This window comes from Pseudovibrio sp. W64 (assembly GCF_001623145.1).
Classification (GTDB): domain Bacteria; phylum Pseudomonadota; class Alphaproteobacteria; order Rhizobiales; family Stappiaceae; genus Pseudovibrio.
Genome location: NZ_LMCI01000002.1, coordinates 175,292 through 200,780 on the forward strand (window position 1 = coordinate 175,292; position 25,489 = coordinate 200,780).

Here is a 25,489-nt window from a genome sequence, read left to right on the forward strand (position 1 = left end):
GTTTCCTGCGTTTCTTCCTGTGAAAAGCGGCTCTCACTATTCGAAGAAACGCTTTAGCCTTTGCGCCATGTCAGAGCGTTGGAAACAACGTAGTTCCAAACCGCGCCCATAACGGCACCAGCAGCACCAGCAAACCACCAGATTGGTTTGTTCGTATAGATCAACTCTGCCACACCAACGTTTGCCAAAATGCCAAAGCTACAGATCACATAGAATGTGAGCAGACCTTTGATCCACGCAAGCCCTGTCAAACGACGGTCGCGATAGGTCAGGCGGTTGTTGAGGAAAAAGTTCGAGGACATGGCCACAAAGGTTGCAACCAATTGCGAGAGGCCAAATGGCATGCCGAAGGCAGCAAGGAAGATCTTCAGTGCGATGAGGTGAACGACGACACCTGTTCCACCAACCATGGAGTACATAAGAAAACGGACTGAAATCTTGTCATCGAAGATTTTGGAAACCAGCAGGCCGAGGTAATCCATGGTCACTAGTGTATCGAGCTTACTTTCACCATGCTGACGCTCACGAAAAACGAAAGGCAGTTCTTTCACACGCAGAGCGCCTTTTCCGCTGGCGACAATATCGAGCATGATTTTGAAGCCTTGGGACGACAAACGCGGAGCGAGCTCAACAAACCTGTCACGACGCAGCATGAAGAAGCCGCTCATCGGGTCGGACAGTTCCACTTTAAGAAACTTACGTGCCAGATTGTTGGCAAGATTGGAGCCCCATGCACGAATTGAGGACAAACCCGTCCCAACATCCCCACCTTCCACATGGCGGGAGGCAACGCAGATGTCGTAGCTTTCAGAACGAAGTGCTTCGAGCATCTTGGGCAACAGGCTCTCATCGTGCTGAAGGTCAGCATCCATCACAGCTACAAATTTGGAGCTGGAGGCCAGCATGCCTTCAATGCATGCGCCGGACAAACCACGACGACCAATACGCTGAACAATGCGAACACGAGGGTCTTGCTGCGCAATGTCAGCAGTGACTTTAGAGGTTCCATCTGGAGAATTATCATCAACAACAATAACTTCCCAAACTACACCAGCGAGCGCTTTATCCAGCAGCTCAACCACGATGGGAACGTTTTTGCTTTCGTTATAAGTCGGCAATACAACAGTTAACTCTGCTGGACCTGTAACGCGACCTTCGGATTTGCTGATTTCAGTTGGTTCGTAGTTGGTGTTTGACACCATGATTTCTCCAGTGTGCAGACCTTCCTTTGCATGCGTAAGGGAATGGTCCTTCCATTTTTTGGGGCGACCTTAGCTTCTCTTGACGCTATTGCAAGTATTGATTGGGAAATTTGCGCCGGATTGCACCCGCTTCGCGCCTTGCCCTCCCCTGCTCAATGGGCTAGGAGACTGACAACAGCATGCTTCCCTTGGTGCGTTCTGGGGACTTATTGCGGGAAGCGTTTGCAACAACCCTTTTATTTCATGGATGAGACGGCCTCATGGCAAAAAAGAAAAGTGCCAAGCTCAAAGCTCGTTTACCGCGTGGATTTGTAGATCGCGGTCCAGCTGAACTGCAGGCGATGGAGCAGATGCTCTCCGTTATCAAGCAGACTTATGAGCTTTACGGCTTTGAGCCCGTGGAAACTCCAATGTTCGAGTACACTGATGCTCTTGGCAAGTTCTTGCCAGATCAGGACCGTCCGAACGCTGGTGTGTTTTCGCTACAAGATGATGACGAGCAATGGATGAGCCTGCGGTACGACCTGACCGCGCCCCTCGCCCGTCATGTGGCCGAGAATTTCGAAAGCCTGCCAAAGCCTTACCGCAGCTACCGCGCGGGTTATGTGTTCCGGAATGAGAAGCCTGGACCGGGTCGTTTCCGCCAGTTTATGCAGTTTGATGCAGATACGATTGGTGCACCTTCCGTTTCTGCTGATGCTGAAATCTGCATGATGGCATCCGACACGATGGAGCGCCTCGGCATTGCTCGTGGTGACTATGTGATCCGCGTGAACAACCGCAAGGTTCTGGACGGTGTGATGGAAGTGATCGGCCTTTCCGGTGACGAACACGCTGATACCCGTCTGACCGTTCTACGTGCTGTCGATAAACTGGATCGTCTTGGTGTTGAAGGCGTGAAGCTGCTTTTGGGTGAAGGCCGTAAAGATGCTTCCGGCGACTTTACCAAGGGTGCTGGCCTTGGCGAAACGGAAGCGGAAAAGGTTCTTGCCTTTGTGGAAGCTGGTGGCGAGACCACCGACCAGACCATCGAGAACCTTCGCGGTTTGATCGCAGACAGCAAAACTGGTGCGGAAGGCGTTGAAGAACTGGCAACCATGGGCAAGCTGTTTGATGCAGCAGGCTACACTGATGGCCGTGTTCTGATTGATCCATCCGTTGTGCGTGGTTTGGAATACTACACCGGGCCTGTTTATGAAGCTGAACTGACCTTTGAAGTAAAAGACGAAAAAGGCCGTCCAGTGCGCTTTGGCTCTGTTGGTGGTGGTGGCCGTTATGACGGTCTTGTTTCCCGCTTCATGAGCCAGCCTGTGCCTTCTACCGGCTTCTCTGTTGGTGTTTCCCGTCTGATGTCAGCACTCACTATGCTCGGCAAGCTTGGGCAGGAAGAAGTTGCAGGCCCAGTGGTTGTATGTGTGATGGACAAGGACGTTGACTCCCTTGCACATTACCAAGCCATGGTTCAGGAGCTTCGCACTGCTGGTATCCGCTCAGAAATGTATCAGGGCAACCCAAAGCAGTTTGGCAAGCAGCTTCAGTACGCTGACCGCCGCAACTCACCTTGTGCCATCATTCAAGGCTCGCAAGAGCGTGAAGAAGGCGAAATTCAAATCAAAGATCTCATTGAAGGCAAACGTCTTTCTGCCGAGATTGAAGATAACAAAACCTGGCGTGAGAGCCGTCCTGCACAGTTTGCTGTGAAACGGGATGATCTTGTTGCAGAAGTGAAAAAGCTTCTGGCCGCACAGGAAGACGATCGCAAAAACCAAAGCGAGAACTAATATGACCTTGGGGGATAACCGCAGCTTGGCTTTGAGCCAGCTTTTTCGGGATGCAGGTTATGAAGAGGCAACCCCGCCAATCTTACAGCCAGCCGATATCTTTTTAGATCTGGCTGGCGAAGATCTCCGGCGGCGCCTTTTCCTGACTACAGGGGAAGATGGACAAGAGCTTTGCTTGCGTCCAGATTTTACCATTCCGATTGCCCGACATTATCTGGAAACAGGTATCGCCGGACGTACTGCGGCATTCTCCTATGTTGGGCAAGTTTTCCGACATCGACCTGGGCAACTGGGTGAAACCATGCAGGCCGGTGTTGAATCCATTGGCCGCGAGGATGAAGAACAAGCTGATGCGGATATGCTGGCGCTTGCTCTAGAGACTGCTGATAAGCTTGGCCTGTCCTCCCCTCGCATTCGAGTGGGTGATGAAGGCCTGTTTACAGCTGTTCTGCAAGCTCTTGAGATTCCAAAAGTTTGGCAGCGTCGTCTGCGTGATGTGTTTGGTGAGCGTGATCGGCTGGATCAGGTTATCACCCGAATGAGTGGTGTTGAAGCTAAGCCGGATGCGAAGCTGGGCTTTCTTGCAGCACTTGAAGGACGTGACCCAGAAGCTGCTGTGGCTGTTGTTGAAGATGTGCTTTCACTTGCGGGTATTTCTGCAGTTGGTGGACGTACAGCTCACGAAATTGCTGAGCGCTTCATGGAGCAAGCCGCCCTTTCTGCTGGATCAGGCGTGGACAAGGATGTGATCTCGCGATTGAGCGAGTATCTCAACGTGTCTGGTCCGCCACCTGCGAAAGCGGTTGAGACCTTGCATGGGTTCGCCAAAGAGACCGGGCTTAATCTGGATGCCTCTATTGAGCGTCTGGCGAAGCGTACCGACCTGATGGCAGCGCGTGGTATTGACATTTCAAAGCTGGAGTACTCCGGTGATTTCGGTCGCCGCCTCGATTACTACACCGACTTTGTCTTTGAAATTCATCATGAATCCAGTGAGCATCTTGGACAAGTGATCGGTGGTGGTCGCTACAACAAGCTGGTGGAACGTCTTGGTGCGCCAAGTACTGTTCCTGCTGTTGGCTTTACAATCTGGCTGGACCGCGCTTTTGAGGGAGCAAGCTGATGAGCTCTAATCTTATTCTTGCGATACCGTCCAAAGGCCGCCTTCAGGAAATGACCCACGCGTTTTTTGCGCGTGCCGGTTTGAAGGTGAAGCGTCCGGGTGGTGATCGCAATTACCGCGGAACCTTGAAGGGCGTGGATGGCGTTGAGATCGCTTTCCTTTCGGCCTCTGAGATCGCGCGAGAGATTGCTGCTGGTACGGTTCACTTTGGCATTACAGGCACGGATCTGGTCAACGAGAACATCGATCGCCCCGAGGAAAAGACGCATATCATCACCGCACTTGGCTTTGGTCATGCGGACGTTGTGATTGCGGTGCCAACGGCTTGGATTGATGTGTCCACTATGTCCGATCTTGCTGATGTTGCTTCTGATTTTCGGGCCCGGCATGGTCGCCGCCTGCGCATTGCGACTAAGTATGTAAACCATACTCGACAGTTCTTTGCGGAAAAAGGCATTGCGGATTACCGCATTGTTGAGAGTGCTGGAGCAACTGAAGGAGCACCTGCTGCTGGTTCTGCTGAGCTGGTGGTGGACATCACCTCGACTGGCTCCACGCTGAAAGCCAACAATCTGAAAATCCCCGAGGACGGTGTGATCGCCAGGTCTCAGGCACACCTGGTGGCGTCCAGAACAGCCAACTGGAATGAGAGTGCTTTGCAGGCTGCTCGTTTGATGCTGGATCGGATCACGGCGCAGGATAACGCTCACAATTTCAAAGAGATGCGTACTGTTGTCGCAAACCCTGCCGGTGTACTGGAGAAGGTTGCCGCTCTTGGGTGTGTTGCTCCGTTTGGCATTGAAGGTTCTTCTTTAGTCCTGCATTGCCCTGCTGCCAGAGTGCCTGAATGTGCAGACATGCTGCGCGAAGAAGGAGCACAAATGGTAACAGTGACACCACTGGAGTATGTGTTCCACACAGCAAACCCGCTGTTTGAGCCTCTGGCACAAAAAGTCGCAGGCTAACACCTAAACCACTGAGAAATATTTTTGAACGCACCTCTGACCGGGGTGCGTTTTTTATTGCGTTGATTTGCGTTACTTCCGGTAAATCTGCGTTTTTGTGTATCTGCAGACCATCTACAGTAATATCAAAATACTCATCCATCCAATTTATGTAAATTTGGCTCTTTCCCTGAGTCACCTAGACACAACCTTGAAGTGCATTTCTTATATGTGCTCAATGCACATATTTAAATATTTATGAAATTCGAGGAAAACAGATGGCTGCAGATAAAATGCCTCTTGAAGGTGACAACAGCTACGGTTTCAAGCGTGGAATAGGCAAAGACTATTTTGGAGGAGCGCCTGATATCACCACAATTCGTTTTGATGGTGACCTCACACTAAGTGATTTTAAGATCCGCCTGGAAGGTGGCGATCTGGTTTTTTATCTTATCGATCCGGCCAATCCAAATCAGCCGCTTAATGAGATTGCTGATGTTTTTTACTTCGATAACTGGATTGCTGGTGATCACGGTATTGAACGGTTTGAGTTTGCTGATGGGACAGCTTTCTCAGACCTGACTGTATCGAACAGCGGCCAAATCAGGTTTTCTGGAACAGATACTGATGATGTTTTTGTTGGCACTGATGCTAACGAAGATATCTATGGCAGCGCCGGAGCTGATAACATCAATGGTGGCGGCGGTCACAACACCATCAGATACAACGTTTCCTCTGAGGGTGTAACAGTCAACCTGATTACCGGAGAAGGTTCCGGTGGTGACGCTGAAGGAGATCAGCTTTCTAACATCCGATCTGTTTATGGATCAGAACATGATGATGTGATTATCGGCGATGCCGGTAACAACGGTCTCTATGCACTGGGCGGCAATGACAGACTAGAAGGCGGCGCAGGTAATGATTGGCTTAACGCCTATGGTTCCGGAGACAACTACCTAGATGGCGGCAGCGGGAACGACACGGTACGCTATCGCTGGTCAACATCTGCCGTCACGGTAAATCTTGTTGATCAGACGAAGAATGAGGGCGATGCTGCTGGCGACACTTTTGTCTCAATTGAAAACGTCATGGGCAGCGACAAGTACAGCGATCACATCACAGGTGATGTCGGCAATAACAAACTCTGGGGTTATGGCGGCGATGACACCCTGGACGGCGGCGACGGGAATGACACACTGCTTGGCGGCAAGGGCAATGATATCCTCAAAGCCGGTAACGGACTTGATATCCTTGAAGGTGGCGCTGGAGACGATGAGTTCTTCTACGGTGAAGGCACCACCACCTTCCGCTATAACCTTGGCGATGGCAACGACACCATCCATGCCAACCAAGATGAGGATGCCTCTTATAATCAAAAGGTTATTTTTGGTTCTGGGATATCTCCTGCTGACATCACAATTACACGTCAGGGAGAAGGCACAGATAAGTATGGCAACCTGCGGGATGATCTCGACCTCCTGCTGACATTCAAAGATGGCGGCAGCATACTTATCAAAGATGCATTCTTTTTGGGGCCTAATCCCCTCACTTTTGGCGAGTTCCACTTTTCAGACGGCACTATCTGGAACTGGGAGAGCTTCAACAAAATGCGCTTCGAGAATGCAAGTGATGGAGAGGATATTCTTGATGGTACTCTGAATGATGATACCATCAATGGCCTTGGCGGCGATGATGACATTGATGGTCTTGCTGGAGATGACCATATTATTGGCGGTGAAGGCAACGATAAGCTTCAAGGTGGAGAAGGTGATGATCACGTTGAAGGCGGTGATGGCAATGATGTACTTTTCGGCGAAATAGGTAACGATATTCTTGATGGCGGTGATGGGGACGACGTAATCAACAGTGCGAGCAGTGACGGGAATGTAATCCTAGGTGGCAGCGGTGATGATACTATACAAGTTCTTTCGGGAACTGCCGATGTAACTGGTGGTACTGGTGACGACACAGTTTCCTTTTCAGGAACAGACCTTACTGTCCGCTACAACCTGGGTGACGGCAATGACGTCATTGCACCGATCAGAGCTAGTGATTTTAACGGCAATCACAAGCTGATACTTGGCGAAGATATCTCTCCCGATGAAGTCACAGTTTCGCATTCAAATGGCTCTACAACACAGGTGCTGCTCACTTTCAAGGACGGTGGAACACTCCGGATTGGAAATGCTTTTGACCAGACAACCAACCACTTTTCCTTTGGTGAAATTCAGTTTGCCGATGGCACTGTTTGGAACTGGGAAGTTATCAACGAGAAGCTTGCAGACAGTGCTGGTGAAGGTGAACCTGCTACCCGACTTACATTTCCAGACAGCGTCGACAACTTCTCTACCAATGCCTTAAACGACCATATCATTCACGCTGGTGGAGGTGATGATTATATTACAACTGGCGCAGGTGACGATAGTCTCTACGGGCAAGCTGGCAATGACACATTGATAGGTAGAACCGGCAATGACCTGCTAGACGGTGGTGATGGTGACGATACGCTCATTGGAGGTGCCGGAGATGACCACCTGATTGGCGGAAAGGGAAATGATACCCTCAAAGGTGGAGATGGTGATGATTTGCTCGAAGCAGCTCATGGAGGCGATGATATCCTTGATGGTGGGAATGGCAATGACACTCTCCATGCCGGTTCGCCGCATGCAATTCAGCTGCTAGGCGGCAGTGGAAACGACACCCTCTATGTCTTCCATGGCGCATCTCACATTGAAGGTGGAAAGGATGATGACACCCTTCACTACTATGGTGGCGATATCACAGTTCACTATAGTCTTGGGGATGGTCATGATATTATTTACGCAAATGGCAAGGCAGGCCCATTCAATAAACTCATCTTTAACGCAGCCATCTCTCCTGACGAAGTTCTCGTAAGTGGTTCGCTGACGTTTACCTTTGCAGACGGTGGTACGTTACGTCTGGATGATGCCTTCTTCTCTTCAAGTCAAAAGATGTTATTCAACGAAGTTCAGTTTTTCGACGGAACGGTCTGGACCTGGGAAGACATCCACAAAAAGCTTCTGGAAACTGCAAGTGATAATGCCGAGATCCTTTGGGGCACAAATGGTGATGACATCATCAACGGCTTTGGCGGAGATGACATTATTGACGCGGTGAAGGGTGAAAATCAGATTTCCGGTGGTACTGGAGATGATACTATTACCTGCGGTAATGGCATTGATACAATCATTTTTGGCGAGAACTTTGGCAATGATACAATCATCGATTTTCATGCAAACCAAGGTCACATCGACATTATACAATTCACAGATGGTGTATTTGAGACCTTCGAGGATGTGATGGCTGCTGCTCGTTATGAAGAAGGTAATACTATCATTCAATTGGATGAAGACAACTCTATTACTCTTCAGGGCTTTGTTGTTGCTGGTCTTCATGCTGATGATTTTAGTTTTGTTTCTTAACTTTTGCGTATAGCACTAAACTTCAAAGCCTCGGCACTACCGTGCCGGGGCTTTTTCGTAACCACATACTGAAAGTTATGACGAAAACCTCTCCAGCCGTTTTGAATAAACTTTACATCCTAAATTGCGATGCACCTTGTAAAAGAAAATTCTCTGTAAGTTATTGTGGATTTTAATATTTCTTCGAACCAACAAGACCGAATATTTGTATTTCTTACCTCACTTTGGGTCAGCCACACGCAATCATGAGCTGCATAAATATTACGTGCAATCTGCACATTTATAAAAATTTATGAAACTCGAGGATTGTGGCCATGAATATCCAACTCGGAAGTGGCGATGAGAACTATACTACTACTAGTTCTGAAGACCACCTTGTTTTAGCCGGTGCAGGCAACGACACTATTATAACTGCTGCAGGCGATGATCGGCTCTACGGAGAAGCTGGGAATGACAGCCTAAGTGGTGGAGAAGGTGATGATTACCTGAATGGTGGCACTGGGGATGACATTTTGTCTGGTGGTGCCGGGCGCAATACTTACTTCTTCGACAGAGGCTATGACAAAGACGTTATTGCTGACACTTCGGGTGATGATACCGTTCAGTTTGGCTCAGATATTACATTGGATCATATTCGAGTTGTCGCAGGCGGTTCTGAAAATCAGGACCTCTTAATCTACCTCATTGATCCAGAAAATCCGGATAAACCGCTCGATGAGATTACCGATGTTCTAACAATCCGAAACGGAGCGCTTGATACCTCTCCATCAATGCAGTTTAAGTTTGCTGATGGCACGACCCTCTCTAACATCGCACTTAAAGAAGATGGACGTGCGAAACATTATGGCACTGCTGGAGATGATAATTTCATCGGTAGTACTGGCAGAGATGAAGTCTATGGTAGTGCTGGAGCAGACACAATTGATGGCAAAGAGGGCCATAATATTGTGAACTACCTTCTTTCAACTGAAGGTGTATCAGTGAACCTCGATACAGGCGTGATGACTGGTGGTTTTGCTGAAGGTGACCAGCTCACCAATATTGATGCCATTATTGGTAGTTGGTATGACGATGTTCTGATTGGCGATGACAACGACAACTACTTATTTGCTCAAGCCGGTAACGACCATCTGGAAGGCGGTGCGGGAGACGATGAGCTGAATGCATATGCCGATGGTTCCGACTATCTCGATGGTGGTGAAGGCAATGATACTGTCCGTTACCGTTGGTCCAGCTCTGCTGTCACAGTGGATCTAACAGATCAGTCCAATAACACCGGTGATGCAGCAGGAGATGTTTATGTCTCTATCGAAAACATTATGGGCACTGACAAGCATAGCGACCACTTAACTGGCGATGCTAATGCCAACAAGATCCATGGATACGGCGGTGATGACACCATCTTCGCTGGAGCTGGTGATGATACCGTCATTGCAGGAGATGGTGATGATGTGATTGAAGGTGGTGCTGGGGACGATGCGTTCTTCTTCAGATCAGATTTCGGCAACGACATCATTACAGACTTCACTGCTGGTGCCGGTTCTGAGGATGTGATCCAGTTCGCAGCTACATTCGATAGTGTTGCAGATGTTCTTGCTGCTGCGAGTGATGTTGGTGCGGATACTGTTATCTACGTAAATGATGACACTTCAATCACCCTTCAGAATGTTTCTGTAGCTGACCTTCATGCAGATGACTTTGCATTTGTCTAAGTGAATAGAAATTCGACAGTTATGAAGCCCCGGCAATTGCTTACCGGGGCTTTTTTTTATAGCGCAAATCACGGGAGTTGCTTTGAGGGGTGGCGAATTGGTGACAGATGTTGGGGCACCCGTAATGTAGGTAGGTATTCCCTTGCGCGCGGTGGGTTTCTTTAATAGCAATGCGCTGATTGATAGAAAAGTTATTTTAAGGAACGCGACGTGGGAAACGGACAGGATTTGGCGCAAACGCTGGGGGTACGCAGTGATCTCCTTGTGGAACGGAGCGTTAGCGAAGTTGTAGTGCATCCAGACCGGATTGTTCTGCGCATACCGGATGAGCCTCATTACTGGGCTGGCAATATGGTGTTCTTTCGCGGCGATAAGGTCGATCCTGAACACCAAATCACGCAGTTTCGTAAGGACCTTCCAGAGGCGGCGCATACGATGTTTGGGTGGGATACGCCTGACATGAAGATCGGGCCAGAGCACGCCCCCTTCTCCAAGCTTGGATACGAGCTGGAACAGATCGATGTCCTGAGCCTGACCCAACCTCTCAACCGTGCTCCTACGCCCGATGGGATCAACATACGCCCGATCGAGACCGAAGAGGACTGGAAGCAAGTCATCGCGCTTCAGATCGATACTGCTGTTGAGCAAGGTTATGACCGCGATAGCTTCGGGGTTTACGTGTCTAAACGTTTTGAGAGCCGTCGCAGACAGATTAAGGCAGGACTGGCGAACTGGTTTGGCGCCTTTGATGGGGATCTCTTGGTTGCTGATCTGGGTATCTATGCCGACGCAGCTGTTTCGCGCTTTCAGGAAGTTGAGACACGCCCCAGCCATCGTAAGCACGGCATATGCGCGGCACTCGTCACAGTTGGGGTAGATTGGGCTAAGGCGCAGGCACCTGAAACAATAGCTGTTTTACAAGCTCACAGTGACGGTCCTGCAGGGCGGATCTATCGGCGTTGCGGCTTCGAGCATCGCGAAACTCTCGTTCTTGCGATCCTTCCGCCTCAAGGCACCTTTGAGCGCCCCGCTGACACTGCATGATTGAGACTTAACGGAATAGCTTCAACAGTAGTTTGAGGTGAGTGGTCCCCTCACCTCATAGACCTCATCACCAATACTCTTGCTAGGCCGTCACAGGACGCACGAGAGCCTCACGTTTGGCTTCAACAATGTCCCGGCAACAGCAGCCTTCCAGGTGGTCGTTGACCATGCCCATGGCTTGCATGAAGGCATAGACGGTGGTTGGACCTACGAAGGACCAGCCGCGTTTTTTGAGATCTTTGGAAATGGCCGTGGAGATTTCGGTTTTGCCGAGTGTCTTCAGGTTGGCGTAATCACAGGTCTCAGGGCGTTGATCCGGAGTTGGTTCCCACTTCCAGAAGTAAGCTGCGAGTGAACCGAACTCTTCACGCATTTCTAGTGCACGATTGGCGTTGTTGATGGTGGAGTTGATCTTGCCGCGGTGGCGAATGATGCCGGCATCCTGAACAAGTCGTTCGATGTCATTTTGTGTGAACTTTGCAACTTTCTCAAAGTCAAAACCTGTAAAGCCAGCGCGGAAATTCTCGCGTTTGCGCAGGATAGTGATCCAGGACAGGCCGGACTGGAAACCTTCGAGGCAGATCTTTTCAAAGAGGCGGATGTCGTTGGTGACCGGATGCCCCCACTCATTGTCATGATAGGCTTGATAGAACGGATCTCCCCCATGCCACCAGCAGCGGTCTTTGCCATCTTCTCCGCGGATCAGTCCTTCAGCAATCGGTGTTGAGTTCTGGTCCATTGCCTTGCCCTTCTTGGTCAATTGTCTTTGCAGGTTCTTGTTGGACGACCATCAGTCAGTCTCACTAACCCGCTCAAAATGTTTATGTTATGTTCTCTTATAAAGCATTGGCTTGCCAAAATAGCAAGCCATCTGCAATTCACTTTTCAGACAGATCAATCGAACAAAGCGTCAATATCATCCTGTGTCACGGTACCAGCTTCCACATCCAAAGCCGGACCATGAAGCAGTGCGGAATCATCGCCCTCTTTATCAGAAGCAATACGATCACTGATCTCCTTGAAGCTTTCAATACCGCCCCATATCTCAATCATGCGAATGATGCGCTCTTCGACGAATGACAAGGTGTTCACCACCTTGCTGATGCGCTGGCCAGTCAGATCCTGGAAGTTACAGGCTTCAAAGATCGACACCACTTGCTCATGAATATCAGTGACAAGGCCTTCATGCTCACTTGGGACCATTGGCATGACCGTTGCTGCGCTCTGGTCGATGACCTCAGCTGCGGTCAGGATTTGCTCTGTCGCCCCTTCGGTGCCGGATACAATCGCACCCAGCTCCAATGTCACGCGGCCACGCTCGTCATTGTCGACGCTGGCCTTGTTGTGAAGAGCAGCAATTTCATTCTTGGTTTCAGCGATTGCCTGATAAATCGCATCCAGCTCACCCTTGAGCTTTGCGGCCTCGCCGATTTCCTCACGCAGTTCTTCTGCGACGCGTCGGGACAGTTCTTGTGGGTCAGTTGCCGGAGATCCCACCAACTCTTTCAAGCTGGCAATTTCTTCCATGATCTGCTGGTGACGCAACTCTTCACCATTGTCCTGAATCGGAGTGCTTACTTCGGTGCGTTTGCTACGCACTCCGAACTGAGCCTCTGCACGAAAGGTTTTTCTTACAACTGACATCCCAACCCCGAACTCATGAAGCCAATACGCTTCCTAATGAGGACCACACCGTCGCTACTCCTGTCCGGCGATGCGCCCTCTTTTGTTTTCCGCCCTTTCTTCGCAAACTGGCACAGGCTTACGAAGACAGGCTCTCAATTACAGGTTTTAAATAGCAATCCCGGTCACAAGACGCGTCCATGCACCCATAAGTAAGATGGGCACGATTCGCACTCCTGCACGCCGGTCACTACTCACATACTTCTTAGAGTGTTAATTATTACCTTAGATTTATCAGCATTGATTTTTAAGGATAAATTCGACGATTGGCCGCATAACCCAGTAACAATTGGTTAACCTTAGTTTGAACTAGCATTAATTACATTGATAATTTTAACGATTATTAGAACTGCAACTCCTAGTTTTCCCGAGGACATCGGGTCATTGGCAAGGTCCAGAGGAGTGTGGAATGTTTGGAGCAACGGCAAAAAGCAAAGCAAACTGGTTTGTTACTTTGTTCGGCGTAGGTAGCTTAGTTTGTGCGTTTGGTACTGCTGCGCAAGCAGAGTACAAGCCGCGCGCCTCTGCACCTCCACTTGTCCTTAGCCCTGATCTTGCAAATCCGTGGGTTGTGCAAATCCCGCGATCCCAAGCCAAGGCTGTCCAGAACCTTCGTGGATCTGCAAAACAAGCAAGACGGCCGCGTACGACATCAAAGCGGTATGACCGCCGTATTCCCAAACAGTTCTTACCGACAATTGTGAGCTACAACACCTCCTATTCACCAGGATCTGTCGTGATCGATACGACTTCACGATATCTTTACCTGGTGCAAAGCAATGGCAAGGCCCGCCGTTATGGCGTGGGCGTTGGCCGTCCAGGTTTTGAATGGGCTGGCGTTCACAAAGTCACCCGCAAGCGCGAGTGGCCAGACTGGAGGCCACCTGCTGAGATGCTGAAACGGCAACCAAGCCTTCCCCGTTACATGCCGGGCGGACCGCGTAACCCATTGGGCGCGCGTGCACTTTATCTGGGTTCAACGCTTTACCGTATTCATGGGTCCAATGAACCATGGACGATTGGCCAAGCGGTTTCTTCCGGCTGTATTCGTATGAGAAACGAAGATGTGGCGGAGCTGTATAATATGGTTCCGGTTGGCGCAAAGGTCTATGTGCGCTAGGCATGCACGTTTGTTGCAATCTTGGGTACAGGAACCTATGATAAGGCAACAACTTCAAGTTGCTTGCCGCACCCCAGACAACGGCAAAGCATCAAAAAATAAAGGTCTGTCTTTAAACAGGCTTATTGTGTGAATGTGCCGTTGCTGACCATCTGATTGAGGGACTTTTCCCCCAGGCCACATCTGTGTGTTTTGGGAGTGCCGCGTATGTGTGCCAAGAAGAATGGACTAGTCATCAGCAAGGACGAAGTGGTTGCAACTCTTTCCAGTATTTTGTCCAGCCCCAACTTCAGGCGAAGCCCCAAACTAACCGCCCTCCTGACGTTTCTCGTCGAGCGTAAACTCTCCAAACAGGAAGAAGACCTCAAAGAGCAAGTTATTGGACAGAGGGTCTTCAATTTGCCTGAAGGGTTTAATCCGCGTGAAAACCCGATTGTGCGAGTCAACATCTCGCGCTTGCGGTCTCTTCTGCGTGGTTACAACGACGCACACCCTGATGTGCATCACATGCAGATCCGGTTGCCAGACATGGGCTATGTACCTGTTTTTGAGCGTCTACGACCCGTTATTGACGGAGCTGATGAAGAGAGCAACACCTCTCCCTCACAACACACGAGCGAGGAACGCTCACCCATTGAGCTGCTGGATGAGCCTTTGAACTCTGAAGACATCACCCAGATCCGCGGTGTTCTGGAGGATTGTCTGAAAGACCAAGGACCATCACTCAACCGGTATACGCTTGCAGCCATCCTGCTTGGCTGTTTCGCCAGTATGCTGAGCTTGTTGTTGCTTGCGCATGAGACTGGCTTGGTGTTTGCCGGAGATTGGCATACCCAAGTCGTCGCTGTTCCGCCTCCAACGATTGACGAAGATCAGATCCCACCAGAAATTGCAGCGGAGCTACGACAAATAGAAGGTGAACTTGGCGGGAAAGTCAGCTGCAAAATTCACTCCGATGGGCATGTTCTCGCTGAGTAAATAGCAGAAGGCATCGTGTAGCTCACTCCTCACATCAACCAATTAGTCTGCGTTTGGATGAACTGCAGTACGCCTGCATTTTGGATGTCGATCTCAATTAAGCTCGCGCAGCTTTGGGGTTTTAGACTGTCAGTGTTTGAGCCGTTCTGCAATTAATCTACGAGATTGAGGGTGGGTTTGAACTCAATAGATTTTTACCCCTAAAACCATCAGTTTAACATATTCATTTTCAGGAATTGCCTGAAGCTGCGAAAGGCACAAAATCAAACTCATAAATGCATTGGGAATCAAATTTTTCACCGTTGCATGTCCCCCACGATGCCGAGGGTATCGGTTCAGTTTTCTAAGGCGGGAATTTTGAGATGAAGACTACATTTTTGTTTGCGTCATTTATTTCAGCAGGTTTTGTCCTTTCAGGGTGCGCCAGTGTCACACGCGGTATGAGTGAAAAAGTCAAAATCTATACCTCTCCAGAGGATGCACAGATCTCGACGGACATAGGGATGACCTGCAGTTCCTCGCCTTGTACACTCAAGGTTTCACGCAAAGAAAAGTTCAACGTCACCGTTTCCAAAGAAGGTTATAAAACGCAGAAAGTACATGTCACCACTGAAGTTGCAGGAAGCGGTGCAGCAGCTATGGCAGGCAATGCCCTGATCGGAGGTGTGATTGGCGTAGGTGTGGACGCGTATACCGGTGCGATGCTCAATCACAAGCCGAACCCAGTTCTCGTTGAGCTTAAGCCAACAAACCCAGCAAACCCTAATACACCTGTCGGCGATCTCTCACATATTCGGAAGCAATATGCTGATGATGAGAAAGCTCATCAGGAGAATGTTATGCGTCGTGGAGGCGGCGTATAACCTCCGAATCCCTCTCAATCTTATTTGAGAGGGATTTGTGTAAAGCAGCATACTTACGCCTTATCCAGCAGCATCGGCTTTGGACCGCCATAGGCCCAATCCAGAAGCTCGATGCTATGGATGACCGGGATTTGGGTGCCGCTGGAGATTTGGGTGATGCAGCCGATGTTGCCGGTGGCGACAAGGTCTGGCTGGGTTGCTTCCAGATTGCTTACTTTGCGGTCTCGCAGAGCAGTGGCAATTTTGGGCTGCATGATGTTGTAGGTACCAGCCGAGCCACAGCAGAGGTGCCCTTCCAGAGGTTCTTTGACTGTAAAGCCAGCATTTTGCAGCAGCTTCTTCGGTTGCCAAGTGATCTTCTGGCCATGCTGCATGGAGCAGGCAGAGTGGTAGGTGATGGTCAGCTTTTCGTGCGGCTGTGCTTCGCCTAAGTCCTGTTCAATCAGAAACTCAACAATATCCTTGGACATCTGCGAGATTTGTTGAGCTTTCGCCGCATATTGCGGGTCATCGCGCAGCATGAAGCCATAATCTTTGATGGTGGTCCCGCAGCCTGACGCGGTGATGATGACGGCATCGAGCCCCTCACCATCCATCTCTCTCACCCATGCATCAATGTTGGCTTTGGCCTGTTCGTTAGAGGCTTCTTCCTTGCCCATATGATGAACGAGCGCACCACAACAGCCCTCGCCTTTCGGGAAGACCACTTCATAGCCGATGCGGGTAAGTAAACGGGTCGCTGCATCATTGATGGACGGGGCAAGGACACTTTGTGCGCAACCTTTCAGGATAGCGACTCGGCCCTTCTTCTGCACTCTCGGCGCAATGGTTTCCTGTCCTGCGAACTGGGAGGGCATTGCAGATTTGGTTGGAGCCAGCGCCAGAAGGGTACCCAGTTTAGCAAGCGTACCGCCGCATTTCTTCATAAGCCCTGCAAGTGGGCGACCATAGAAGGCGGCTGCGATGGCCAGGCGGAAACGGCCCGGTTTGGGCAGAATGGCCTGTAGCACTGCTCTGAGTATCCGGTCTTGCAACGGCCGCTTGTAGGTGCGTTCAATATGAATGCGAGCGTGATCTACAAGATGCATGTAATTCACACCCGAAGGGCATGTGGTCATGCAAGACAAACAGGACAGGCAGCGGTCGATATGCTTGACGGTTTTGGCATCTGCAGGGCGGTCATTTTCCAGCATCTCTTTGATGAGGTAGATGCGACCACGTGGACTGTCCAGCTCATCTCCCAGCAGCGCGAAGGTTGGGCACGTTGCGGTACAAAATCCGCAGTGCACGCATTTGCGCAGGATCTGTTCGGAAACTGCTGTGGCGCTGTCTTTGAGTTGCTCTGGTGTGAAGTTGGTTTGCATGACCTAGATCCCCGCGTACATTCGGCCCGGGTTGAGTATGTTGTGCGGATCAAACTGAGCTTTCAAGCGCTTAGAAAGCCCCATTAATGTCTCCGGCAAGGGCTGGAACACATCCACGCTCGTACGCAGCTCAGCACTTGCGCGCAGGAGCGTAGCGTGACCACCACCGTTTTCAGCTATAAGCCGGCGGAGCGGGACATCGTGAGGCTCTTCACCTTGCATCTCCACCCAGACCAGACCACCTGCCCAGTCCATCATCCAGCGGATTGCAAAGCGCTTTTCCAGCTCAGCAATCATCTGTTGACCAGCAGTCGGGCTTACTGAGAGCTTCCAGAGCGACTTGTCACTTCCGGCGAACGGAATGAGGTCACGTAGATCACCCCATGTTTTGCGGGAGGCCTGACCTTCGATAAGCTCTTGCGATGGAAAGCGCTTCAGGATGCTGCGCAGTTTGTTCAAGCGATAGTCGATGGAAACTGGAATGCCTTCCAATCTGAGCAAAGTGATGGAGTGTTCTTGTGAGAGCGGGCAGAAGCCTTTTGGCAGATGAGCTGCGGATGAAACCTCTGCGGAAGACCCCATAGCTTCTGACATGGCACTGGATGCTTCTTGCGGTGTCAGGCCCAGCAATACGAAGGTGCATTCTTTGGCTGCTCGTGGGAGAACTTTGATGGAAAAGCTGGTGGCAACAGCAAGAGTACCCCATGAGGAGCAGAAGCCCCGGGACAGATCATAACCCGTCACGTTCTTCACCACGCGTCCGCCTGCTTTGAACATCTCGCCACGGCCAGAAACAGCTTCCAGACCAAGTACATGATCGCGTGCTGCACCCGCTTTGAGACGACGCGGACCAGACAGGTTTGTTGCCAGCACACCGCCAATGGTGCCTGCCTGATTTGGGCCACCCAGAACTGCACTTAGGTCTGCTGGTTCAAAGGGGAGTTCCTGATTGTGCTCTTTTAAGAGAGCTTGAACGTCTTGCAGTGGTGTGCCCGCCTTGACCGTGAGCACAAGTTCTGCCGGTTCGTAGTCGATCACGCCGGTGATGCCGTCAGTGCGCAAAGTATGCGCGGACTGCACCGCCCTGCCCCAGTTACGCTTGGAGCCGCTGCCGATTACTTCCAGCGGAGTTCGCTCGGCGGCGGCCCATTTGACGACCGCCTCCAGCTCATCAGCTGTTGTTGGGTGGAAACCCTCTCCCATGGTTTCGTCCTGTTCTCTTGTCTTAGGATCACGCTCTAAAAGCGTGGAATATCCGGGAATGGCAGTTGGCCCTGATGAACGTGCATGAAGCCGAGTTCTGCACAACGGTGCAGGACCGGGAACATCTTGCCCGGATTGAGAAGCTGCTTTTCATCAAACGCACACTTCACGCGTTGCTGCTGTTTCAGGTCATCCTCAGAGTACATTTCCGGCATGAGATCGCGTTTCTCAATGCCGACACCATGTTCCCCTGTGAGGACGCCGCCTACTTTTACGCAAAGGCGCAGGATGTCTGCTCCAAAGGCTTCAGCTGCGGCCAGTTCACCCGGCTTGTTGGCATCATAAAGGATGAGTGGATGCAAGTTTCCGTCACCTGCGTGGAACACGTTAGCGACGCGTAACCCGTGTTTTTCGCTCAGCTCCTGCATTTCCTGCAGGACTTGTGGCAAAGCTGCGCGCGGAATGGTGCCATCCATGCACAAATAGTCCGGCGAGATGCGGCCTACCGCCGGAAACGCAGCCTTACGCCCTGCCCAGAATGTATTGCGTTCTTCTTCTGACTGAGAGACGCGCAGGTAAGATGAGCCGTTCTTTTCTGCGATTGCACTGACGCGCTTGAGCAAATCATCGACTTCAGCTTCAGGGCCGTCCAGTTCCACGATCATGAGGGCGTCAACATCCAACGGATATCCGGCATGTACGAAGTCCTCGGCAGCATCAATTGCGAGCTTGTCCATGAGCTCCATGCCACCGGGGATGATACCTACTCCGATGATTTCAGCAACGCACTTGCCAGCTTCCTCTGAGGTTGGGAAGCCGATGAGTGCGGCACGGGCTGTTTCCGGTTTTTGTAGAACGCGGACAGTGACTTCAGTGACAACTGCAAGCAATCCTTCGGACCCTGTGAGCAGGGCCATCAAGTCGTAGGCCTCAGAATCCAGATGTTTGCCGCCGAGGCGGATCACCTCTCCGGTGATAAGGACAATTTCCAGTCCCAACAGGTTGTTGGTGGTCAAACCGTATTTGAGGGAGTGCACGCCGCCGGAGTTTTCTGCGATATTACCGCCAATGGAACAGGCGATTTGGGAGGACGGATCAGGAGCATAATAGAAGCCATCCTGCTGTACAGCCGTCGTAATCCCCAGGTTGGTTACACCCGGCTGGGTCACAACTGCCCGGTTTTCCAGATCTATTTCCAAAATCCGATTAAATTTCATCATGGACAGCAAAACGCCGTCTTCCAACGGCAATGCACCGCCAGATAGGGAAGTTCCGGCACCACGAGGCACCACTTTTACATCATTGTCATAGCAGTACTTGAGCACTTGCGAGACCTGATCTACGGTCTCAGGCAAGACCACCACAAGCGGCAGCTGGCGGTATGCCGTCAAGGCATCCGTCTCATAAGGACGCATCTCGATTTCATCGCAGATAACACCTTCTCCACGCACGATTTTTTGCAAATCAGCAACGATTTTGGAGCGCTTTTTTAGTGTTTCCTGTGACGGTTTTGGCATTGCGATCGCTGCCATCAGGCCTCCCTCCTGAGTTGTGATTTGAAACTATATTTCCAAGCCACCAACCCAACCGTACTTACTGAATACAATAGCTGAGACTCTCATAATTTTTGCAAAGATAAAAGCCGCATTAAGTCTATTGTCGCCCACAAAACAACGGCTTCAGTTTTTGGTGAGTTTGACTCAAAGCAAGTTATTTTCAGTCGTTTATGCTTATGATCAATTCCGTCCGCGACAATATGCCGTAACAATATATACGAAGGTAACGTCGAATCTGTGGGAACTACCCCATGAGTTAGACTATGTTGTTCTCTATTCGCGGTTATTTCTTAGGATATAGTGGGAAGGATAAAATATGAAGCAGTTTGGCGTCGTTGCAGCGCTTGCATTGCTGTTGAGTTCCGGTGCGGCATTCGCTGAAGGCGATGTTGCTAAGGGCGCAAAAGTTTTCAAAAAATGTAAGGCTTGTCATGCTGTTGGTGAAAAAGCCAAGAACAAGGTAGGACCTAAACTCAACGGCATCATCGATGCTGGTTGGGGTGAAGTCGAAGGCTACAAGTATTCCAAGCCTCTTCTGGCAGGTAAAGAAGAAGGTAAAGCTTGGGACGCCGCTACCCTGGACGCATACCTTACAAAACCGAAGAAAGTTATCCCGAAAGGTAAGATGGCTTTCGCTGGTCTTAAGAAAGAAACTCAGCGTCAGGACGTTATTGCGTACCTCGCTCAGTTCAATAAAGACGGCTCCAAGAAATAATTGGATTCCAGAGATTCTAAAGATCGGGGGTCGCAGTTCTGCGGCCCTTTTTTATTGCTGGTATGTTGGTGAGTGGCTTAAGCCTTACGCACCATCTTGTTTGCAAGGATCGGGATGCCGTTATAGTCGGTCATGAACTCGCTGGTAATGACAAAACCAAATTGCTCATAGAGCCGCTTGGCCGGCAGGTTGGATTTGGCGACGTAAAGTGTGGCCTCCCCCTCAGCCCTATCCAGCATGTGTTGCATGAGCGTTCTACCGATACCCTTGCCTCTGCCTTGCGGGTGGACGAACAATGACCTGAGATCAGCTCCGTCCTGAGCTGCATAAGCCAGCATTTTCTCTTCTTCATAAACTGAGATTTGCGACGTGATTAGACTCGTATACCGCTTGGGGTCCTGATCAAGCGGGAGTAATTCAAACTGCTTATCTTCATAGGCAAACTCATCAAGTTTGGACTTTGCGTAAATGTCTAGCACAGCTGGAAGGTCCGCGTCCCGATACGGTCTGATCATCATTCAACTCTTTCTAAGTATACATGTTTTTCGATTCCCTCATCTTTTGATGGCAGGCAATTGAGGTGACTTTGTGCGCCCGCTTTTGATCGTAGTTTAGTACAGTCAAAATGCAGAATAAAACTCAGTCATTTCATGTAAAAGGGGATGCACTAGGCATCCCCTTTTGGCGTCGACTGTAAAGCTGATTAAGAAAGTTCTGTGAAAATCTCGCCTTCCGGGAGGCGGGATTTGGGGAGGGCGGCGTTGAAGTCGCTTTCGTGACGGTGGCCGAGGGCAATCAGAGCAACTGCGCGGTAGCCTTTTTTCTGAAGGCCAAACTCTTCGTTAAGCGCGTCAACGTCTACGCCTTCAATCGGCACAGCATCAATGCCCAGCGCGCCTGCGCCCAGCAGGATGGTTCCCATGTTGAGGTAGACCTGTTTTTCCATCCAATGGTCAGCGTCTTTGAGCTGGTCGCGATGAATACCCACAAAGGTGGCACGGCCTGCTTTGACTGTCTCTTTTACAGCCGGGTCAGCGAAGCGTTTGTCTTGTTCTTCGGCTTCCAGCAGGCGGTCCAGATATTCATCAGAGATGTCCGTTCTTACGCAAAAGACGACGACGTGGGAGGAGTTGAGCACCTTGCCGTTATTGAAGGAGAACATGCCCTGCGTTCCCTTTGAAACGCGCTCACGTCCTTCTGGGGTGTCTGCAATGATAAAGTGCCAAGGTTGTGAGTTCACACTTGATGGGCTGAAGCGAAGCAGGGATTTAATATGATCAAACTGCTCTGCGGAAATCTGCTTTGATGGATCAAATTCCTTGGTGGAATAGCGGCTCAGCGCGACGTCTTTCAGGTTCATGCTCATTTTCCAGTTTCTTATTTAAGTGATGTTCTGACCGGAAGATAACCATTAGTTTTTTCTTAGCAAGTACGCACAGAAAATGCACATAGGCACAAAATGTATACTGCAAGCTCCGTGTCCGACATCCGATAAAGTTATTCCACTTAGCCGAGGCGCTACCTTCCTCCTATCAAGATCAGAAGCGTGGATATTATTCTGATTGCGCAAAGCATCGAATGAAGTCTACTTCCATCCAGGCATCTTGTTCTGGTGTCTTTGGGGCACGGTGAGGGAACTCATAAAAGTTCAACATGAGCTGCATCGGATAATTTGGAGATTGAGAGGTTGTTGTAACCAGTTCGCCATCAGCGAAGAAATCAATCTGACTTGGAGACCAGTCCTTCGAATAGACGTGCCAGTCAGTAACATCCAAGGGTAAAATGCTGTCGTCAAATTCATCTTTGAGGAGAGGATCGTTAATACGTTTTATTCCACGCCCGACTTGAGCTTCATTTGCAGTCGCACTCCTGCCAAAAATCTCAAAAACTGTAATTTCTCCGGAATGATCCGGCTGATCTTCAAAACCGATCAGCCAAAGCGCTGCTAAATTCCATGGTTTCAATTTTGCACGAACACGTATGTCCAACCTACAATATTGCGGCAAGAACAACTGCATTTCAGGAACCTCAGACTTTACAGAAAGCCCATCACGGAACCTGTGTTGCCCATGAGGGCTATTGAGAGGTCCTGCAAAATGCCCAGTCTGGATTCCCGATACCTTGTTTTCTCCATCAAATTCTGGCGACCAGCATTGCTGATTTTCAGAGATGAACAAACGAAGCATTTTGTCCTTTATCTCATAACTCGCCGCAGATAACTCCAAGGAACTCCAGTGAGGGAGGTAGTTGGGCAACCATTTGTTTATATCGAGAGCAGGACCATCAAAATTATCTTCAAAGATAAGCTTAGAGTTCGACTGGAGGACCATTCAGATGCCTTCACATAATGAATAATTGAAATTGCTGATGCAAAATTGTGGTCTTAGAGCTTACCCGACGTGCCATACGGCTGATAGTAAATTTAGGGTGGTTTCCCAAACCTAAGCAATCCTTTTAAGCATTGAAGTCCCCTTTGAATTGTGGCAGGCAGGTTGTAGCGATTTCATTTATGCATTGCTCAGAAACTGCAGGACTTCTCCTCTTATGGCCCGACCAAGACGCCCCAAATTCAAGAAGGATGCCCGGGTCGGATTGTTTGTTTCCTGCACTACCAATCTCTTTCGCCCGTCTCTCATAAAAGCTGCAGTTCATTTGCTCGACAGAGCTGGTTATGAGGTTGAAGCGCCCAGCATTCAGAGTTGTTGCGGGCTTGTGTCGCTGCGTTCCAATGAGCTGGAGGATGCGCGAGATATGGCGAAGGAGGTGATTTCTCAGTTTGGTCATTATGACTATGTGGCTGTGCTTTCTCCTTTTTGTGCCAAGGTGTTTGAACGGGCCTACGCGCCGCTGCTTTCCGAGCAGTCTGAAGAACTCATGAAGATCACCGCCAAGTTTACGCGTAAGTGTTTTGAAGTCTCTGATCTGTTGCTGGCTGCGCCGGAGTTTGGGCAGAGCTTGCAAGGCTTTGCAGGTAAGGTCGCGTTTCTGGATGTGTCAGACGCGCCAAATCTATTTGGCAGTCAGGTCGCTTCCCGCACTCTGCTGGGTCAGATGGAGCAAGTGGGCGTTGTTGACCTGCCGCAGATCTGCGCTTCCCAGGTCAAAGGCGCTCCAGAGGGAACGATCTCCCCTGAACTGGGTCCAGGTGATTTGAGCGGCTTGCTGCATGCGGTGCGCTCCTGTGGGGCTGGTACGCTTGTCTCGACAGATCTGGCGCTCCTGATGGAGCTTTCCACCCATTTGCGCCGCTATGGGTCAGCTATTGAACTCAGACCTGTTTTGGAGGTTCTGGCGGGTGATACTCAATCCATGCCGATTGGCTTGAGTGCCCGTGTGATGGCAGGTCAGTCCATCCTCTGATTCCCCTAGGTCGTCACCGAACCTTGCGCAGGGATTGTGGTTCCCGGTGCTGCTTGTGAAAAACACAAATTCTGCATGACGGGAAATACTGCTTAAGGCCAGTGATTTGCCTCTTAAATCCATTAAATTCCTCAGAATGCCCTTACAAATGTTGTAGTTCTGCGTATTGCTGAGTAGTGTGCGCGGCAACTGGCCAAGGCCATGGTCCGGCTTTGTTGCCAGTTCACAGTGTGAGGCACTTTGTCTCCCCTATCTGCTGTTACACAGGAGCCTATAAAAATGGGAAAGCTCAAGCCGGGCGTCATCTTTGGTGAAGACTATAAAACCCTGATTGAAGCATGCCGCGAAGGTAAGTTCGCCTTGCCTGCGGTCAACGTTGTTGGAACGGACTCCATCAACGCAGTTCTTGAAGCAGCAGCTGCAAACAATACAGATATTATCGTTCAGCTCTCCAACGGTGGTGCGCAGTTCTATGCCGGTAAAGGCATCAAGGACAGCTTCCAGGCAAAAGTGCTTGGCGCAGTTGCTGCAGCTCAGCACGTGCACCTTCTGGCAGAGCATTACGGTGTTGGCGTTGTGTTGCACACCGACCATGCAGACAAGAGCCTGATCCCTTGGCTGGAAGAGCTCATCAAACACGGTGAAGCATTCTACAAGGCAAACGGCAAGCCACTGTTCTCCTCTCACATGCTGGATCTTTCTGCAGAAGACATCGAGTTCAACCTATCTGAAAGCGAACGCCTGCTGAAGATGATGGCTCCGCTGGAAATGAGCCTTGAGATTGAGCTGGGTGTGACTGGTGGTGAAGAAGACGGCATCGGTTCTGATGATGATATCGGAGCTGACAATCCAAAGCTTTACACCCAGCCTGAAGACGTTCTGCAGGCTTATGACCGTCTGAACCCGCTTGGCCACTTCTCCGTTGCTGCATCCTTCGGTAACGTGCACGGCGTTTACAAGCCGGGCAACGTGAAGCTGCGCCCTGAGATTCTGCGTGAAAGCCAGAAACTGGTCAGCGAAACTCACAGCCTTGGTACAAACCCGCTGGCGCTTGTGTTCCACGGTGGGTCCGGTTCTGAGAAATCTAAGATCACAGAGAGCCTGAACTACGGCGTGTTCAAGATGAACATCGACACCGATACACAGTTCGCCTTCTCTGAAAAGGTTGGTGCGTACGTGGAAGCAAACGCAAATGCTTTCAAATACCAGATCGATCCGGAAACTGGCGCCCCAACGAAGAAGGCTTACGACCCACGCAAATGGCTGCGCGAAGGTGAGCTGGGCATTGTTGAGCGCCTGAAAGAAGCTTGCGAAGACCTGAACTGCGTTGGCAAGAGCCTGTGCCAGTAAGCTAGTAGCTTTTATAAGATTGAAGAGCCCGGTGTGTTTGCATCGGGC

Annotated in this window: 21 protein-coding genes; 12 read left to right on the forward strand and 9 right to left on the reverse strand. The window is 50.4% G+C overall.

Annotated features, from left to right (window positions below; genetic code table 11):
* Positions 1 to 53: 53 nt before the first annotated feature.
* Positions 54 to 1,202 carry a glycosyltransferase gene (locus tag PsW64_RS01635; protein ID WP_063302474.1) on the reverse strand — a complete coding sequence of 383 codons (1,149 nt, stop codon included), beginning with the start codon at positions 1,200 to 1,202 and terminating at the stop codon, positions 54 to 56.
* 260 nt (positions 1,203 to 1,462) lie between these two features.
* Here PsW64_RS01635 and hisS point away from each other — a divergent pair, with 260 nt between their 5' ends.
* From hisS to PsW64_RS01665, 6 genes are all read left to right on the forward strand, one after another.
* A complete protein-coding gene (gene hisS / locus PsW64_RS01640) occupies positions 1,463 to 2,983 on the forward strand; it encodes a histidine--tRNA ligase (RefSeq protein WP_063302475.1) in 1,521 nt (506 codons plus the stop codon).
* A 1-nt stretch (position 2,984) separates the two neighbouring features.
* Positions 2,985 to 4,106, forward strand: coding sequence for an ATP phosphoribosyltransferase regulatory subunit (locus PsW64_RS01645; RefSeq protein WP_082830979.1), 1,122 nt, complete (start codon positions 2,985 to 2,987; stop codon positions 4,104 to 4,106).
* Positions 4,106 to 5,071, forward strand: a complete 966-nt coding sequence (hisG, locus tag PsW64_RS01650) for an ATP phosphoribosyltransferase (RefSeq protein WP_063295452.1) — start codon at positions 4,106 to 4,108, stop codon at positions 5,069 to 5,071. Before PsW64_RS01645 ends, hisG begins: the two co-directional genes overlap by 1 nt.
* 257 nt (positions 5,072 to 5,328) lie before the next feature.
* Complete coding sequence (locus PsW64_RS01655) at positions 5,329 to 8,493, forward strand: calcium-binding protein (protein WP_063302476.1); 3,165 nt, start codon at positions 5,329 to 5,331, stop codon at positions 8,491 to 8,493.
* Between the two features lie 314 nt (positions 8,494 to 8,807).
* Complete coding sequence (locus PsW64_RS01660; RefSeq protein WP_063302477.1) at positions 8,808 to 10,205, forward strand: calcium-binding protein; 1,398 nt, start codon at positions 8,808 to 8,810, stop codon at positions 10,203 to 10,205.
* Positions 10,206 to 10,415: 210 nt separating this feature from the next.
* Positions 10,416 to 11,249 carry a GNAT family N-acetyltransferase gene (locus tag PsW64_RS01665; protein ID WP_208980506.1) on the forward strand — a complete coding sequence of 278 codons (834 nt, stop codon included), beginning with the start codon at positions 10,416 to 10,418 and terminating at the stop codon, positions 11,247 to 11,249.
* 82 nt (positions 11,250 to 11,331) lie between these two features.
* On the opposite strand, the gene PsW64_RS01670 is transcribed toward PsW64_RS01665, so the two are convergent.
* Positions 11,332 to 11,988, reverse strand: a complete 657-nt coding sequence (locus PsW64_RS01670) for a DNA-3-methyladenine glycosylase I (RefSeq protein WP_082830984.1) — start codon at positions 11,986 to 11,988, stop codon at positions 11,332 to 11,334.
* A 155-nt stretch (positions 11,989 to 12,143) separates the two neighbouring features.
* Positions 12,144 to 12,893 (reverse strand): protein phosphatase CheZ, encoded by a 750-nt coding sequence (locus PsW64_RS01675; RefSeq protein ID WP_063287144.1) that lies wholly within the window; start codon positions 12,891 to 12,893, stop codon positions 12,144 to 12,146.
* Between the two features lie 448 nt (positions 12,894 to 13,341).
* Between PsW64_RS01675 and PsW64_RS01680 the strand changes: the two genes are divergently transcribed.
* The 3 genes from PsW64_RS01680 to PsW64_RS01690 all read left to right on the forward strand — a co-directional run bounded on the left by PsW64_RS01680 (position 13,342) and on the right by PsW64_RS01690 (position 15,893).
* Positions 13,342 to 14,052, forward strand: a complete 711-nt coding sequence (locus tag PsW64_RS01680) for a L,D-transpeptidase (protein ID WP_063302478.1) — start codon at positions 13,342 to 13,344, stop codon at positions 14,050 to 14,052.
* 207 nt (positions 14,053 to 14,259) lie between these two features.
* Positions 14,260 to 15,030, forward strand: coding sequence for a hypothetical protein (locus PsW64_RS01685; RefSeq protein ID WP_063302479.1), 771 nt, complete (start codon positions 14,260 to 14,262; stop codon positions 15,028 to 15,030).
* Positions 15,031 to 15,392: 362 nt separating this feature from the next.
* Positions 15,393 to 15,893 carry a PEGA domain-containing protein gene (locus PsW64_RS01690; protein ID WP_057463746.1) on the forward strand — a complete coding sequence of 167 codons (501 nt, stop codon included), beginning with the start codon at positions 15,393 to 15,395 and terminating at the stop codon, positions 15,891 to 15,893.
* A gap of 53 nt (positions 15,894 to 15,946) precedes the next feature.
* Here the strand turns inward: PsW64_RS01690 and glcF are convergent, their stop codons facing one another.
* Genes glcF through PsW64_RS01705 form a run of 3 tightly spaced genes read right to left on the reverse strand, consistent with a single transcriptional unit; the run spans position 15,947 to position 19,992 of the window.
* Positions 15,947 to 17,257, reverse strand: a complete 1,311-nt coding sequence (gene glcF / locus PsW64_RS01695) for a glycolate oxidase subunit GlcF (RefSeq protein WP_063302480.1) — start codon at positions 17,255 to 17,257, stop codon at positions 15,947 to 15,949.
* Between the two features lie 3 nt (positions 17,258 to 17,260).
* A complete protein-coding gene (gene glcE, locus PsW64_RS01700) occupies positions 17,261 to 18,460 on the reverse strand; it encodes a glycolate oxidase subunit GlcE (protein ID WP_063302481.1) in 1,200 nt (399 codons plus the stop codon).
* A gap of 35 nt (positions 18,461 to 18,495) precedes the next feature.
* On the reverse strand, positions 18,496 to 19,992 hold the full coding sequence (locus PsW64_RS01705; RefSeq protein ID WP_063302482.1) for an FAD-linked oxidase C-terminal domain-containing protein: 1,497 nt from the start codon (positions 19,990 to 19,992) through the stop codon (positions 18,496 to 18,498).
* A 340-nt stretch (positions 19,993 to 20,332) separates the two neighbouring features.
* Here PsW64_RS01705 and PsW64_RS01710 point away from each other — a divergent pair, with 340 nt between their 5' ends.
* On the forward strand, positions 20,333 to 20,731 hold the full coding sequence (locus PsW64_RS01710; RefSeq protein WP_057463750.1) for a c-type cytochrome: 399 nt from the start codon (positions 20,333 to 20,335) through the stop codon (positions 20,729 to 20,731).
* A 77-nt stretch (positions 20,732 to 20,808) separates the two neighbouring features.
* Here PsW64_RS01710 and PsW64_RS01715 read toward each other — a convergent pair whose 3' ends face one another.
* From PsW64_RS01715 to PsW64_RS01725, 3 genes are all read right to left on the reverse strand, one after another.
* On the reverse strand, positions 20,809 to 21,249 hold the full coding sequence (locus PsW64_RS01715) for a GNAT family N-acetyltransferase (RefSeq protein WP_057463751.1): 441 nt from the start codon (positions 21,247 to 21,249) through the stop codon (positions 20,809 to 20,811).
* A 185-nt stretch (positions 21,250 to 21,434) separates the two neighbouring features.
* Positions 21,435 to 22,091, reverse strand: a complete 657-nt coding sequence (locus PsW64_RS01720) for an oxygen-insensitive NAD(P)H-dependent nitroreductase NfsB (RefSeq protein WP_057463849.1) — start codon at positions 22,089 to 22,091, stop codon at positions 21,435 to 21,437.
* Positions 22,092 to 22,284: 193 nt separating this feature from the next.
* Complete coding sequence (locus PsW64_RS01725; protein WP_063302483.1) at positions 22,285 to 23,061, reverse strand: glycoside hydrolase family 16 protein; 777 nt, start codon at positions 23,059 to 23,061, stop codon at positions 22,285 to 22,287.
* A gap of 214 nt (positions 23,062 to 23,275) precedes the next feature.
* Here PsW64_RS01725 and PsW64_RS01730 point away from each other — a divergent pair, with 214 nt between their 5' ends.
* Both PsW64_RS01730 and fbaA read left to right on the forward strand, forming a co-directional pair.
* Complete coding sequence (locus PsW64_RS01730) at positions 23,276 to 24,091, forward strand: (Fe-S)-binding protein (protein WP_063302484.1); 816 nt, start codon at positions 23,276 to 23,278, stop codon at positions 24,089 to 24,091.
* 279 nt (positions 24,092 to 24,370) lie between these two features.
* Positions 24,371 to 25,441 carry a class II fructose-bisphosphate aldolase gene (gene fbaA, locus PsW64_RS01735; RefSeq protein WP_063302485.1) on the forward strand — a complete coding sequence of 357 codons (1,071 nt, stop codon included), beginning with the start codon at positions 24,371 to 24,373 and terminating at the stop codon, positions 25,439 to 25,441.
* Positions 25,442 to 25,489 lie beyond the last annotated feature (48 nt).

Coding starts and splice junctions, on each gene's coding strand:
- PsW64_RS01635 (WP_063302474.1), bottom strand. CDS start 1,202: ATGGTGTCAAACACCAACTACGAACCAACTGAAATCAGCAAATCCGAA.
- hisS (WP_063302475.1), top strand. CDS start 1,463: ATGGCAAAAAAGAAAAGTGCCAAGCTCAAAGCTCGTTTACCGCGTGGA.
- PsW64_RS01645 (WP_082830979.1), top strand. CDS start 2,985: ATGACCTTGGGGGATAACCGCAGCTTGGCTTTGAGCCAGCTTTTTCGG.
- hisG (WP_063295452.1), top strand. CDS start 4,106: ATGAGCTCTAATCTTATTCTTGCGATACCGTCCAAAGGCCGCCTTCAG.
- PsW64_RS01655 (WP_063302476.1), top strand. CDS start 5,329: ATGGCTGCAGATAAAATGCCTCTTGAAGGTGACAACAGCTACGGTTTC.
- PsW64_RS01660 (WP_063302477.1), top strand. CDS start 8,808: ATGAATATCCAACTCGGAAGTGGCGATGAGAACTATACTACTACTAGT.
- PsW64_RS01670 (WP_082830984.1), bottom strand. CDS start 11,988: ATGGACCAGAACTCAACACCGATTGCTGAAGGACTGATCCGCGGAGAA.
- PsW64_RS01675 (WP_063287144.1), bottom strand. CDS start 12,893: ATGTCAGTTGTAAGAAAAACCTTTCGTGCAGAGGCTCAGTTCGGAGTG.
- PsW64_RS01680 (WP_063302478.1), top strand. CDS start 13,342: ATGTTTGGAGCAACGGCAAAAAGCAAAGCAAACTGGTTTGTTACTTTG.
- PsW64_RS01685 (WP_063302479.1), top strand. CDS start 14,260: ATGTGTGCCAAGAAGAATGGACTAGTCATCAGCAAGGACGAAGTGGTT.
- PsW64_RS01690 (WP_057463746.1), top strand. CDS start 15,393: ATGAAGACTACATTTTTGTTTGCGTCATTTATTTCAGCAGGTTTTGTC.
- glcF (WP_063302480.1), bottom strand. CDS start 17,257: ATGCAAACCAACTTCACACCAGAGCAACTCAAAGACAGCGCCACAGCA.
- glcE (WP_063302481.1), bottom strand. CDS start 18,460: ATGGGAGAGGGTTTCCACCCAACAACAGCTGATGAGCTGGAGGCGGTC.
- PsW64_RS01705 (WP_063302482.1), bottom strand. CDS start 19,992: ATGGCAGCGATCGCAATGCCAAAACCGTCACAGGAAACACTAAAAAAG.
- PsW64_RS01710 (WP_057463750.1), top strand. CDS start 20,333: ATGAAGCAGTTTGGCGTCGTTGCAGCGCTTGCATTGCTGTTGAGTTCC.
- PsW64_RS01715 (WP_057463751.1), bottom strand. CDS start 21,249: ATGATGATCAGACCGTATCGGGACGCGGACCTTCCAGCTGTGCTAGAC.
- PsW64_RS01720 (WP_057463849.1), bottom strand. CDS start 22,091: ATGAACCTGAAAGACGTCGCGCTGAGCCGCTATTCCACCAAGGAATTT.
- PsW64_RS01725 (WP_063302483.1), bottom strand. CDS start 23,061: ATGGTCCTCCAGTCGAACTCTAAGCTTATCTTTGAAGATAATTTTGAT.
- PsW64_RS01730 (WP_063302484.1), top strand. CDS start 23,276: ATGGCCCGACCAAGACGCCCCAAATTCAAGAAGGATGCCCGGGTCGGA.
- fbaA (WP_063302485.1), top strand. CDS start 24,371: ATGGGAAAGCTCAAGCCGGGCGTCATCTTTGGTGAAGACTATAAAACC.